The organism is Burkholderia sp. Bp9143, from assembly GCF_003853645.1.
In the GTDB taxonomy this organism is placed as follows: domain Bacteria; phylum Pseudomonadota; class Gammaproteobacteria; order Burkholderiales; family Burkholderiaceae; genus Burkholderia.
The window spans coordinates 15,331-28,528 of the sequence record NZ_QTPO01000037.1; the positions used below are offsets into that span (position 1 = coordinate 15,331).

General features: G+C 68.2%; 10 protein-coding genes. 4 read left to right on the forward strand and 6 right to left on the reverse strand.

The features are described 5' to 3' along the window. Positions 1–9: 9 nt before the first annotated feature. On the forward strand, positions 10–1,686 hold the full coding sequence (locus DIE23_RS25640; protein ID WP_124614674.1) for a S10 family peptidase: 1,677 nt from the start codon (positions 10–12) through the stop codon (positions 1,684–1,686). Between the two features lie 74 nt (positions 1,687–1,760). Here DIE23_RS25640 and nadE read toward each other — a convergent pair whose 3' ends face one another. The 3 genes from nadE to DIE23_RS25655 all read right to left on the reverse strand — a co-directional run bounded on the left by nadE (position 1,761) and on the right by DIE23_RS25655 (position 4,169). After that, entirely contained in the window at positions 1,761–2,609 is an 849-nt protein-coding gene (nadE, locus tag DIE23_RS25645) for an ammonia-dependent NAD(+) synthetase (RefSeq protein ID WP_124614675.1), read from the reverse strand. A gap of 238 nt (positions 2,610–2,847) precedes the next feature. Next, on the reverse strand, positions 2,848–3,717 hold the full coding sequence (locus tag DIE23_RS25650) for a DMT family transporter (RefSeq protein WP_124614676.1): 870 nt from the start codon (positions 3,715–3,717) through the stop codon (positions 2,848–2,850). Positions 3,718–3,983: 266 nt separating this feature from the next. Then, positions 3,984–4,169 carry a hypothetical protein gene (locus DIE23_RS25655; RefSeq protein ID WP_006752380.1) on the reverse strand — a complete coding sequence of 62 codons (186 nt, stop codon included), beginning with the start codon at positions 4,167–4,169 and terminating at the stop codon, positions 3,984–3,986. Positions 4,170–4,374: 205 nt separating this feature from the next. Here DIE23_RS25655 and DIE23_RS25665 point away from each other — a divergent pair, with 205 nt between their 5' ends. Further along, a complete protein-coding gene (locus DIE23_RS25665; RefSeq protein ID WP_124614677.1) occupies positions 4,375–5,133 on the forward strand; it encodes a DeoR/GlpR family DNA-binding transcription regulator in 759 nt (252 codons plus the stop codon). A gap of 104 nt (positions 5,134–5,237) precedes the next feature. Next, positions 5,238–7,031: a phospholipase D-like domain-containing protein gene (locus DIE23_RS25670; protein ID WP_124614678.1), complete on the forward strand. Its 1,794-nt coding sequence runs from the start codon at positions 5,238–5,240 to the stop codon at positions 7,029–7,031. A 157-nt stretch (positions 7,032–7,188) separates the two neighbouring features. Here the strand turns inward: DIE23_RS25670 and DIE23_RS25675 are convergent, their stop codons facing one another. From DIE23_RS25675 to DIE23_RS25685, 3 genes are all read right to left on the reverse strand, one after another. After that, positions 7,189–7,863, reverse strand: coding sequence for a TetR family transcriptional regulator (locus DIE23_RS25675; protein ID WP_044848780.1), 675 nt, complete (start codon positions 7,861–7,863; stop codon positions 7,189–7,191). A gap of 118 nt (positions 7,864–7,981) precedes the next feature. Then, a complete protein-coding gene (locus DIE23_RS25680) occupies positions 7,982–9,250 on the reverse strand; it encodes an FAD-binding oxidoreductase (protein ID WP_124614679.1) in 1,269 nt (422 codons plus the stop codon). A gap of 133 nt (positions 9,251–9,383) precedes the next feature. After that, on the reverse strand, positions 9,384–10,964 hold the full coding sequence (locus DIE23_RS25685) for an amino acid permease (protein WP_124614680.1): 1,581 nt from the start codon (positions 10,962–10,964) through the stop codon (positions 9,384–9,386). Positions 10,965–11,606: 642 nt separating this feature from the next. Here DIE23_RS25685 and DIE23_RS25690 point away from each other — a divergent pair. Then, positions 11,607–13,118 (forward strand): aldehyde dehydrogenase family protein, encoded by a 1,512-nt coding sequence (locus DIE23_RS25690; protein WP_124614681.1) that lies wholly within the window; start codon positions 11,607–11,609, stop codon positions 13,116–13,118. Positions 13,119–13,198: the final 80 nt, after the last annotated feature.

Below are 13,198 nucleotides of genomic sequence, written 5' to 3' on the forward strand. Positions count from 1 at the left end.
AGCAGCACGATGGGCATCGATTCCGCATCCTCCGGCGGCGTGTATCCGCTGCATCACGGCGACCACAATTCGCATGGCGTGCCGCCGACCATCAGTCCGGTCGCGTTGAGCCACGGCCGCGACCAGCCGTTCTTCGATCCGGTCGCGTATGGCAACGGCCCCGACGACTCGGTGACCGACACAACCGAAGCGGCTGCGATCACGCACCATACGATCCTGATCGACGGCAAGCGCATCGCGTACACGGCGACGGCCGGCCATCTCGTGACGGTCGACCCGAGCAGTTCGCAGCCGGCCGCGAAGCTCTTCTACGTCGCGTTCACGGCCGACGGCGCGAAGGAGGAAACGCGGCCCGTCACGTTCTTCTACAACGGCGGGCCCGGGTCGTCGTCGGTGTTCGTGCTGCTCGGCTCGTTCGCGCCGAAGCGCATCAAGACGTCGATGCCGGGGTTCACGCCGCCCGCGCCGTACCAGATGGAAGACAACCCGGACAGCATGATCGACCACAGCGACCTGGTGTTCATCAACCCGGTCGGCACCGGCTATTCGGCGGCCGTCGCGCCGAACAAGAACCGCAATTTCTGGGGCGTCGACCAGGATGCGGATTCGCTGAAGCAGTTCATCAAGCGCTACCTGACGAAGAACAACCGCTGGAATTCGCCGAAATACCTGTTCGGCGAATCGTACGGCACCGCGCGCAGCTGCGTGCTCGCGTACAAGCTGCATGAGGACGGCGTCGACCTGAACGGCGTCACGCTGCAGTCGTCGATCCTCGACTACCGGCAGGCCGGCAATCCGGTCGGCGCGCTGCCGACCGCGGCGGCCGACGCGTGGTATCACAAGAAGCTCGGCGTCAAGCCCGCGCCGACCGATCTCGGCACGTTCGTCGAGGAAGTCGCGCAGTTCGCGCGCACCGACTACCTGACCGCATTGCGCAACGTGCCGCATGCCGACCCGGCCGCCGTGCTGAAGCTGTCGGACTATACGGGCATCGACACGGCGACGCTGCAGACGTGGGGGCTCGACATCGCGGGTTACAACGCGCGCGGCAATTCGCTGTTCCTGACGACGCTGCTGCAGGCGCAGGGGCTCGCGCTCGGGTCGTACGACGGGCGCGTGACCGGGATCTCGTCGGGCATCGCCGGCAAGGTCGATCCGAACTCGGGCGGCAACGATCCGACGATGACGGCCGTGACGGGCGTCTACACGGCGATGTGGAACAGCTACCTGAACGAGCAGCTGAAGTTCACGTCGAACTCCGCGTTCACGGACCTGAACGACCAGGCGTTCCAGAACTGGGACTTCAGCCACATCGACCCGACCGGCGCGCAGCAGGGCATCGATGCGAAGGGGAACCTGATTCTCTATACCGCGGGCGATCTCGCCGCGGTGATGGCGCTGAACGTCGACCTGAAGGTGTTGTCGGCGAACGGCTTGTACGATTTCGTCACGCCGTTCTACCAGACCGTGATCGACCTGCAGCAGATGCCGCTCGAGGATCAGAAGGTGCGGCAGAACCTGTCCGCGCGCTTCTATCCGTCGGGGCACATGGTGTATCTCGACGGCGGGTCGCGCACCGCGCTCAAGCGCGATCTCGCGACGATGTACGACGCGACGGTCAGCGATACGGGCGCGCGGATGCGGATTCGCGCCCTGCAGGCGAAGAAGACGGGCGGGCACGCGTAGCGCTGCCCGTCATGCACGTGCCGCGCGCAACCGCCATGGTTCGCGCGCGCGGTGTTTTGGCCGGAGCGGCCGGCTTACGCGGCCGGCCAGTCGAACGGCGTGTACGGCAGCGCGCGCTTGTGGCGCGAACCGTCGTAGAAGCGCAGCACCGTTTCGTACACGCTGTCGGCGACGGGCTTGCCTTCGAGGAAATCGTCGATCTCGTCGTAGGTGACGCCGTACGCGTGCTCGTCGGGGCGCAGCGGACGCAGTTCCTCGAGGTCGGCCGTCGGCACCTTCATCACGATCAGTTCGTCGCCGCCGAGCGCGCGGGCGACCGCACGCACGCGACGCTTGCTCAGGCCGGCGAGCGGCAGCACGTCCGCGCCGCCGTCGCCGAACTTCGTGAAGAAGCCCATCAGCGATTCGGCTGCGTGGTCGGTGCCGATCACGATGCCGCGCCGCGCACCGGCGACCGCGTACTGCGCGATCATGCGCTCGCGCGCCTTGATGTTGCCGTGCACGAAGTCCTGCTGTGCCGGGTTTTCGAACGCGTGGCCGGATGCGACCAGCGATGCGAGCATCGCGTCGGCGGCGGGCTTCACGTCGACCGTGAATGTTTCGTCCGCGCGCACGAACGCGAGCGCGCGCTGCGCGTCGGCTTCGTCGTTCTGCACGCCGTTCGGCAAGCGCATTGCGATGAAGCGGGCGTCATAGCCGCCGGCGCGCAGCTGTTCGACCGCCAGCTGCGCGAGCCGTCCGGCCGTCGACGAATCGACGCCGCCGCTGATGCCGAGCACGTAGGTCCGCAGGCCGGTCGAACGAAGGTACTGCGCGAGGAAATCTACGCGGCGGGCGATCTCGGCGTCGACGTCGAAATGGGGGGCGACGTTCAGTTCGGCAATGATCGCGCGTTGGCGGCTGGCGTAATCGGCGGATGTCATGAAGGGAGTTCCGGAACGAAATGCAAGGCGCCCATCATAAGCGCAATCGCGGGCCGGCGCCGTGCCGGGCATGCGATCCGGCGGCCGCGCGTTGCTTCGGCGAGACGCGATGCATCGTCATGGTGCAGCGCGCGGGGCGGCGCATCGTAGCGTGCGCGTGCACGCTTCGTTTCGATGCATGAAGGGGCGCTTTGACGGGTGCTTCCCGCGCCCGCTCCCGTTCGCGTTCGCGTTCGCGTCAGCGCCGCGCGAGCACGACGCCCACCAGCGCGAGCGCGAAGCCGGCGAGCTGGACGGTCGCGAGCGTTTCGCCGAACAGCAGGTAGCCCTGCAGTGCGGCGAGCGGCGGCGCGAGGAACAGCAACGACGTCGCGCGCGCGGCGTTGCCGCGCCGCAGCATCCACATCAGCATCGTGACCGCGCCGCCGGACAGGAACACGACGCCCCATACGAGCGAGATCCACAGCGCCGGCGCGCCGATCCAGCGCGTTTCGTGCAGCAGCACGACGAAGACGGCCGCGACGATCGCCGCGCCGAGGTTCTGCACGGCGACGGCCGTGCGCAGGTCGTTCCGCGCGAGCTTGCCCTTCTGGTACAGCGAGCCCGCGGTGATCGAGCCGACCGACAGGATCGACACGGCCACGACGAACCACGCGGGCGCGGCGCCCGGCGGCGGCGCGACGCCGCCCGCGACCTTCGGCGCGAGCACGAGCGCGACGCCGGCGAGCCCGAGCGCCATCCCGAGCCAGCCGCGCGCGGGCAGCCGCTCGTTGAACAGCGGCACCGCGAGCACGGCGGTGGCGAGCGGCTGCAGTGCGCCGAGCAGTGCCATCACGCCCGCGTTCAGCCCTTGTGCGACGGCCCAGTAGCTGGCGCCGAGATAGACGCCCTGCAGCAGCGCGCCCGCGATCAGGTGGCGCGGCCATTCGCGGCGGGCCGGCCACGGCGCGCGCGCGGCGAGCGCCACCGCGCCGAACAGCACGGCCGTGCCCGCGAAACGCGCGAGCAGGAACAGGTTCGGATCGGCGTAGGGCTTGATTGCCCGGGCGACGATGAAGCCGGTGGACCACAGCGCGACGAAGGCCGCGGCGACGAGCGAGGTAAGCATGCGTGGCGAGCCGCGATACGGCCGGACGAATCGTGAAGTCGGCCAGTATCGGGCGAAGCGGTGCTGCCGTCTTGTCGGATTCTGCACTCGTTCGTCGCGCGTGCGGGGCGCATGCGTGCGGCCATGCGCGGCGCGTGGCTTCGAGTGGTGGCAACGGACGCAAAACGCCGCAAGCGCGGCAGCGTACCGGCCGTTCGGTTATCGGCCGGGCGGGTGAAGGCGCCGCGGCATGAAAGCGCGTCGTGGCGCGCGCAGAGGAAGGGAGATCAGTCCAGCGAGAACGTGTCGAGCGGCTGGTTCGCGCGCGCGTCGGTCGCGAAGCGCGCGGCGAGCTGTTCGTACAGCCGGCGGGCCTCGTCGAGCGTCAGGTCGATCCAGTACGGATCGCCGGCCCCATCGTTGAGTCGTTCCGGCGAAAACTGGATTTCGAGCACACTGCCTTTGCGGTACATGGCGCAAGCCCCTTGATGGTCTGTCGTTCGGCGAAACGCAGAGTGTAGCAACCGCTTGCCGCACCGATTCGCGCGCATCGGGCAATACAGAATTTCGCTTTCGTGAAACGCGGCGGCCGCCGGACGCGCCGCCGTCAAATGGCGGTCAAACGGTCGTAATACAATGATTGGCTTACCCATTACCAATCGCCTCGGGCGCATTGCGATGCTGGCGGAACAACGTCATCAATACATTCTGTCGGAGCTCGGACGATCGGGCGCATTGTCGGTCGCCGAACTCGTGCGCTCGCTCGACGTATCGCGCGAGACCGTGCGGCGCGACCTGAACGCGCTCGCGGCGCGCGGCCTGCTCGTGATGACGCACGGCGGCGCACTGGCGGCGGACCGCCGCGAGCCGAGCCTGTCCGAGCGTGAAGCGGCGAACGCCGAGGCGAAGCGCACGATCGGGCGACGCGCGGCCGAATTCGTGCCCGACGACGCATCGGTACTGATCGACTCGGGCAGCACGCCGCACGCGGTCGCGCTCGCGCTGACCGACCGGCACCGGCTGTCGATCTACACGAACGACTGGCGCACCGCGTTCGTGCTCGCGCGGCGCAACGGCAATCGCGTGACGCTGCTCGGCGGCGAACTGTCCGACGACGAGGACGCGACGTTCGGGCTCGATACGATTCAGCAGCTCGCGCAATACCATGTCGATTTCGCGTTCGTCGGCGCGGGCGGCATCACGACTGACGGCGACTGCACCGACTACTCGCGGCTCGCCGCCGAAGTGCGCAGCCGGATGATCGCGGCGGCCGGCACGGCGATCATCGTCGCCGACCATTCGAAATTCGGCCGCGTGACGCCGGTGCGGATCAACGGCACGTCGGCCGCGCGCTATCTCGTCACCGAGCGCGCGCCGGACAAGACCGTGCGCCGCGCGCTGACCGCACGCGGCATCGAGCTGCTCGTGTGCGACTGACGCGGCGCCGACATACAAGGTTCATCGAACGGTCATCGCACTGGAAGACCCGCAGTCAAGACTGACTCATTCATCTCTATTGGCCGGAACGCCAGGAGCAACGAATGACCGTCAGCGTACGCAGCTATCTTTCCCCGACCCTGGTTCTGCTGGCCTTCGACTGGCCCGATGCGGCCTCGCGCACCGACTTCCTCGGCTTCGCGATCCGGCGCACGCCGGGTTTCTGGTCGGCTGACGGCAAGACGCGGGCACCGAACAGCTGGCTGCCGAACCGGCTGACGTTCGACGGCCCGGCCGCCGACACGCAGGGCGACGCGCCGACCGACCAGGCGCCGATCCAGAAATTCATGTGGTGGGACGCGCGCATCGATCCGCAAGACCGCGATGCGTCGTTCCGCTATGACGTCTATCCGGTCGTCGGCACGCCGGAGCACCTGCAGGTGCTCGATGCGGAGGCCGGCGTGTGCGAGGTCGTGCTGCCCGCGCACATCGTGGACGGCGTCGGCACGTGGTTCAACCGCGCGGTGGTCAGCTCGCAGGCGTTCGCGAAGCAGGTGGCGGCGCTGGGTCTCGCGCCGAATGCGGCGCCGAGCGCGGACCAGGCGCTGAAGTTGCGCACGTGGCTCGCGAACGACATGGAACAGGTGTTCGCGGAGATGCTCGACCCCGCGTCGCGCGCGGCGTCGGCCGCCTATCACCTGACGGACACGCTGTGGACGTTGCCCGCATTCGAGGCGTTCGGCCATCAGCACGGCGAAGCGTCGCTCGCGATCGTCTACGACGCGCACACGACCGCGCGCAAGGGCAAGCCGCCGCTGCCGTCGCCGAACCAGCCGGCCGTCGACGCGCTGCAGGGCCTCGCGACGCTCGCGCCGCGCGACAAGACGCACATCATGCACGACAAGTTCATCGTGACCGACGCACCGGCGAATGGAGCACCTGCGGTGACGCCGGCGCGCGTGCTGACCGGTTCCGCGAACTTCACGACCGAAGGGCTGACGGAGCAGGCGAACGTGCTGCACGCATTCGATTCGCCGCCGCTCGCCGCGCTGTACAACGCGCGTGCGCATGCGCTGGCCGCGAATCCGTCGATCGCGGAGACGGCGAAGTTGTCGCCGGGCTGGTCCGAGCCGATGGCGATCGGCAGCGCGCGGGTGCGCGTCGCGTTTTCGCCGGAGCCGGCGGGGCAGCGCACCGAGATCGATACGATCGTCGCCGCGATCGCGGCCGCGAAGCATTCGGTGTCGTTCTGCCTGTTCATGCCGACCGACGCGGCGCTGCGCGACGCATGCTTTGCCGCCGGCGACCGCGGCCTGATGATGTTCGGCCTGGTGAACCGCATCAACGTCGGCAGCGCGACGAAGGCCGATGCCGCGCAGCACGACGGCCAGCCGCTCGATGCGGCGACGCTTGCCAACCTCGAGCTTTACCATCGCCAGCGCGATCGTCGCGACGTGATCGATGCCGCGTATTTTTCGCCGGCGACGGTGCCGCAAGGTTTCGAGCCGGAACTGCGCCTTTTTCCGGGCGAGCCGGTGCCGGCCTATCCGCCGGTCGTGATCCATCACAAGTTCATCGTGATCGATGCGGAAGGCGCGAACCCGATCGTCTATACGGGCTCGGCGAACATGAGCCGCAATTCCGAGCAGTTCAACGACGAGAACCTGCTCGAGATTCGCGACTCACGGATCGCGGCGATCTATCTCGCGGAATTCCTGCGGCTCTACGAGCACTACCGCGCGCGGGCGCTGTCGATCGAAACGAAACAGCATGGCGCTGGTGCGCATCGGTCGCTCGCGCTCGCGCCGGATGCGAGCTGGGCGAAGAAGTATTACGTGGCGGGAAGCCCGGAAGAGAAGGCGCGGATCGCGCTGGCGTCGACCGCGCCGACGGACTGACGCGCGACGCACGCGCTCGGCCTGAAGCGGCCGAAGGGACGCGCCGCGTGCGTCCGGCTCATGCCGGTTGCACGCGGCGAGGTGTCGTTCGGGAGGTGTGCCGGACGGCGAGTTCATCGCGCGCCAGCAGGCCTGCGGGCGGAATCGCGCGGGGTGCCTATGCGGCGACGTAGCGCAGCACGGAGTCGGCGATCGTCTCGCGATGCCGCGCGCGCAGCCGCGGCGCAGACGGATCGCGGCCGAACGCGGCGCCGAACGTGTAGCGGTTCGACACGCGGTGGAAGCAGAACGAGCTGATCAGCAGGTGCAGGTCGAACGCGTCGATGTCCTTGCGGAACGCGCCGCTCGCCGCGCCGCGCTCGAGCAGTTCCTCGAGCGTCTTGATGATGCTGACGTTGCGGTTCTTGAACGACTTCAGCTGTTCGAGATACTTCGCGCCGTGGATGTTCTCGATCGACACGAGGCGGACGAAGTCGCGATGCTTGTCGTGATAGTCGAACGTGAATTCGACGAGCCGGCGCATGCCTTCGCGCGGCTCCATGTCGCCGACGTGCAGTTCCTGCTCGAGCGCGCGGATGTCGCCGTACACCTTCTCCAGCACGGCCTCGTACAGGCCTTCCTTGCTTTCGAAGTAGTAGTAGAGCATTCGCTTCGTCGTGTTCGTACGCTCGGCGATCGCGTCGACGCGCGCACCGGCGAGGCCCATCGCGGAAAACTCCTGCGTGGCGACGTCGAGGATGTTGCGCTTGGTTTGCTCGGGATCGTATTTGCGCCGCGCATCGGTCGCAAGCGCGCGGCTTTCGGACGTGGCGGCCTTGCTTCCAGCTTTCATGTGACTTTGTTGTGGGTTGGCGGCGGCATGAAAAAATCATTCTAGCATGCGGGAAATCCCCGTCCCGCCGACCTTCCGCTCTAATCGGCCGCGCGGTTTCGGCCGCCGCCGGCGGCGTTCAGCGCCGGCACGACGCGAGCGCGTCGCGGGCCTGGTACGCGGTGTACGTGAGCTGCGCGGCGGCGAGGCCCGCGAGCCCGAACGTGCGCGTGAGCCCGAACGCGGCGAAGCCTTCCGGCACGGGCTGCTCGCCGGCCAGCGCGGCGGCGAGCGCTTCGCCGGCGACGGTGGTGGGCGCCATCCCGTGGCCGCCGAACGCGATCGCGTGCCACACGCCGTCCGCGTCGCGCCCGATCTGCGGCATCTTGTGCCGCGCATAGCTCATCAGTCCGCCCCATGCGTAATCGACCTTCACGCCGTCGAGCTGCGGATACACGCGCAGCAGGTCGCGCCGCAGCAGACGCGCGATGGCGTCGGGGCCGCGGTCGAGCACCGAGATCCGGCCGCCCCACAGAATCCGCGTGTCCTTCAGCGGACGGTAGTAGTCGAACGCGAAACGCGTGTCATAGATCGCGTACGGCGCATCGATCGCGTCCGGCAGGCGCGTGCCGAGCGGCTCGGTCGCGATCACGTAGGTCGCGATCGGCAGCACCGCGCGTTCGATGCGCGGCGACACGCCGCGCGCATAGCCGCCGCCGGCGAACACGACGTCCTTCGCGCGCACCGTGCCCTGCGCCGTACGCACGACGTAGCCGGCGCCTTCGCGCGCGATGCCGAGCGCGGCCGAGCGTTCGTACACGCGTGCGCCGCCGCGCGAGGCGGCCGCCGCGACGCCGAGCACGTACTTGAGCGGATGGAAGTGGAACGCGTTCGGCTCGAACAGGCCGCCGTAATAGCGCTGCGACTTCAGCCGCGCGCGCAGCGCGTCCGTCGAGACCGGTTCCCAGTCGACGTCGAATTCCTGCTTCATCAGCGTGCGCACGCCGTCGAGCCGCGACGGATCGTCGAACCAGTTCGCGAGCATCACGCCCTTGTCGACGATGTCGCAGTCGATCCCGTAGCGGGCAATCCGTGCGCGGATCAGATCCACCGCATCGACAGTGAGCCGGTACAGGCGGCGGCCCTCGTCGCGGCCGAGCGTGCGCAGCAGGTCCGCGTTGTCGAGGCTGTAGCCCCCGAACACGAAGCCGCCGTTGCGGCCCGATGCGCCGAAGCCGACCCGTTCGCCGTCGAGCACGACGACATCCCGCACACCGCGCTCGACGAGGCCGAGCGCCGTGCACAGGCCGGCGAGGCCGCCGCCGACGATGCAGACCTGCGTGTCGATCGTGCCGGTCAGTTGCGGGTAGGGCTGGCGGGTAACGGTGGCTTCGTAGAAGTTCTGCATGCGTTTTCGGTGACGTAACGGCGGAAAAACGGACGGCGCGCGTCGATCTTGCCTGAACGCGCGCGCCGCGTCGAATGGGGTTTTCAGTGCAGCGGCCGCCGCGGTCGGGCGGCGGCCGCTGCACGACCGGACATCAGGCGCCCGGCGTCGGATTGACCGGGGTGCCGACGTAGGCCGGATAGCCGGCGTCGGCCTTTGGCGTGGCGTCGGGCGTCGCGTTGCGCTCGATCCACGGCGCGATCTCCATGTCCTCGTAGCGCACGAGGCGGCATTTGCGCACCAGCGCGTAGCCGAGCCAGATCACGAGGAAGAACGGCAGGCCGATGTAGGTCGCGGCGATGCCGGCCCAGTCGATCTTGTCGGCGAGGAATGCCTGGTAGTCCTGGCCGAGCGCGACGATCCCGCACAACGCGAACGCGAACAGCGGACCGAACGGGAACCACTTGGATCGGTACGGCAGCTGGTCGAGCCGATAGCCCTGCTTCAGGAAACCCTTGCGGAACCGGTAGTGACTGACCGCGATGCCGAGCCACGTGATGAAGCCGGCCATGCCCGACGTGTTCAGCAGCCACAGGTAGACGGTTTTGTCACCATACAGCGACGTGAGGAAGCACAGCGCGCCGACGGCCGTCGTCGCATAGAGCGCGTTGCGCGGTACGCCGCCGGGCGACAGCTTCGCGAACAGCTTCGGCGCGCGGCCTTCGACCGCGAGGTTGTAGAGCATCCGCGTCGACGCGTACATGCCCGAGTTGCCGGCCGACAGCACGGCGGTCAGGATCACCGCGTTCATCACGCCGGCCGCGAACGCGAGGCCCGCGTGGCGGAACACGAGCGTGAACGGGCTCACGCCGATGTCGGTGACGTCGCTCTTCAGCAGGCTTGGGTCGGTGTACGGAATCAGCACGCCGATCACGAAGATCGCGAACACGTAGAACAGCAGGATGCGCCAGAAGATCTGGCTGACCGCGTGCGGGATCGTCGTGCGCGGGTTCTCCGATTCGCCGGCCGCGACGCCGATCATTTCAGTGCCCTGGAACGAGAAGCCCGCGATCATCGCGACGCCGAGCATGGTGGCCCAGCCGCCCGCGAACGGCGCGTCGCCGATCGTGAAGTTGCCCCAGCCCGCGCTCGGGCCGCCCTGCATGATCCCGAAGATCATCAGCAGGCCAATGCCCACGAATGCGAGCACCGTCAGCACCTTGATCAGCGCGAACCAGTATTCGGCCTCGCCGAAGCCGCGCACCGACAGCGCGTTGAGCGCGAAGATCAAGGTGAGGAAGATCGCGCTCCACCAGACGCCCGGCACGTGCGGAAACCAGTAGTGCATCACGAGCTGCGCGGCGACGAGCTCGACCGCGAGCGTCACGGCCCAGCTGTACCAGTAGTTCCAGCCGAGTGCGAAGCCGAAGCCTTCATCGACGAACTTGGAGCCGTAGGTCGCGAACGAGCCCGACACCGGCATGAACGCGGCCATCTCGCCGAGGCTCGTCATCAGGAAGTAGACCATCAGGCCGATCAGCATGTACGCGAGCATCGCGCCGCCAGGGCCGGCCTGCGAGATCGACGCGCCGGACGCGACGAACAGGCCCGTGCCGATCGAGCCGCCGATCGCGATCATCCGCAGATGGCGCGCCTGCAGGCTGCGGTGGAGGGACGGCTTCGCGGGCGGCGAGCCGGACGGACGGGGCGAGTCGGGGCGGGCATCTGAATGCATGGCGGGTGCTGGGCGCTGTCTCCGGGATTGTTTTTTGGCTACGAAGTGCGACGCGTTGCCGGCCGCCGGCCGGGCAGCGGCGCTGCCTCGCGGGGCCGATCCGGATCGGCCGGGTCCGGCGGGCCGCGACGCGTGTCGCCTTCGTCTGTCGTCCGGCCGCCGTTGGGCGGCCGTCGGCGCGACGGGTGCGGTGCACCTCGACGCCGCCCCGATTGTGTGTGCCCGCCGCACGCGCGGCAAACGATATTTCCGCACAGGGTGATGCAACTTTGTCATCAAGTTGCGACGGGCCGCAACCGGCGCGGCGGCCCGGACACCGGCCCTGGACACGTCCCATACCCGTGCCGAAACAGGCGGATTCGTCCTGCCGGGGTGTTGCGTTTTTGGAATGAAGTCGTGAGTTAATATCAATAGCGGCCCGACTTGTGGCCACCGACAATGTGTCTCATGGATCGTGCCTCGCGAGGCGGGGGCGCGCCGTCCGGCCGGGTTTCCGGCGGCGGCGCCGCGCGATGCGCCGTGCGGCGCATCGGGCCTGCCGAGTTGCGCATCCGCTTGCACAGGGCGCGCGAACGCGCTCCAATCGAATCACGCGGGCGGCGTCGCCGCCGCACCGATCAATCTGTCCCTGAAGAGGAAGTGATGCAATTCAACGACATTCTTGCTGCGCTCGACATCGATCTCGCCCAGTGGAAAGGCAATGCGCTGACCGCGCGTTCGCCGCTCGACGGCGCGACGCTCGCGACGCTGGCGGTCGACTCGCCTGCCGACGCGGAGCGCAAGATCGACGCCGCGCACGACGCATTCCTCAAGTGGCGCACGGTGCCGGCACCGGTGCGCGGCGAACTCGTGCGCGTGTTCGGCAACGTGCTGCGCGAGCACAAGGCCGAGCTCGGCCGCCTCGTCACGCTCGAAGCCGGCAAGATCACGTCGGAAGGGCTCGGCGAAGTGCAGGAAATGATCGACATCTGCGACTTCGCGGTCGGCCTGTCGCGCCAGCTCTACGGCCTGACGATCGCGTCCGAGCGCCCGGGCCACCGGATGATGGAGACGTGGCACCCGATCGGCGTGTGCGGCGTGATCTCGGCGTTCAACTTCCCGGTCGCGGTGTGGGCCTGGAATGCGGCGCTCGCGTTCGTGTGCGGCGATTCGGTCGTGTGGAAGCCGTCGGAGAAGACGCCGCTCACCGCGATTGCGTGCCACGTGCTGCTCGAGAAGGCGATCCGCGAATTCGAGAAGACCCATCCGGGCGTCGCGCCGAAGGGCCTGAGCCAGCTGGTGCTCGGCATGCGCGATGTCGGCGAGGTGCTGACGTCGTCGAAGAAGGTGCCGGTCGTCAGCGCGACGGGCAGTGTGCGGATGGGCCAGGAAGTCGCGAAGGTGCTGAGCCAGCGTCTCGCACGCGGCATCCTCGAGCTCGGCGGCAACAACGGGATGATCGTCGCGCCGAGCGCCGACCTCGACCTCGTGGTGCGCGCCGTCACGTTCGCGGCGGTTGGCACGGCCGGCCAGCGCTGCACGACGCTGCGTCGCCTGATCGTGCATCGCAGCCTCGTCGATCAGCTGCTGCCGCGCATCGAGAAGGCCTATGCGTCGGTGAAGGTCGGCAGCCCGCTCGAGGAAGGCACGCTCGTCGGTCCGCTGGTCGACCGTGCGTCGTTCGACGCGATGCAGAAGGCGCTGGCCGATGCGCGCGAGCAGGGCGGCGAAGTGAAGGGCGGCGAGCGCATCGACGTCGGCCACGCGGATGCGTACTACGTGCGTCCGGCGATCGTGCGGATGCCGAAGCAATCGGCGGTGGTCGAGCGCGAGACGTTCGCACCGATTCTCTACGTGATGGTGTACGACAACTTCGAAGACGCGATCGACGTGCACAACGCAGTGCCGCAGGGCCTGTCGTCGGCGATCTTCACGAACGACATGCGCGAGGCCGAGCAGTTCATGTCGGCGGCGGGCAGCGATTGCGGGATCGTCAACGTGAACATCGGCACGAGCGGTGCGGAAATCGGCGGCGCGTTCGGCGGCGAGAAGGAAACGGGCGGCGGCCGTGAGTCGGGTTCGGATGCGTGGAAGGCGTATATGCGCCGTGCGACGAACACGATCAACTACAGCCGTCAGCTGCCGCTGGCGCAGGGGGTGAAGTTCGACGTGTGATGCGGGGCGCCCGGGAGGGCGCCTTGACGGTCGAATGAAAAAGGGCTGGTTGCCGCGAATGCGGTAACCGGCCCTTGTCG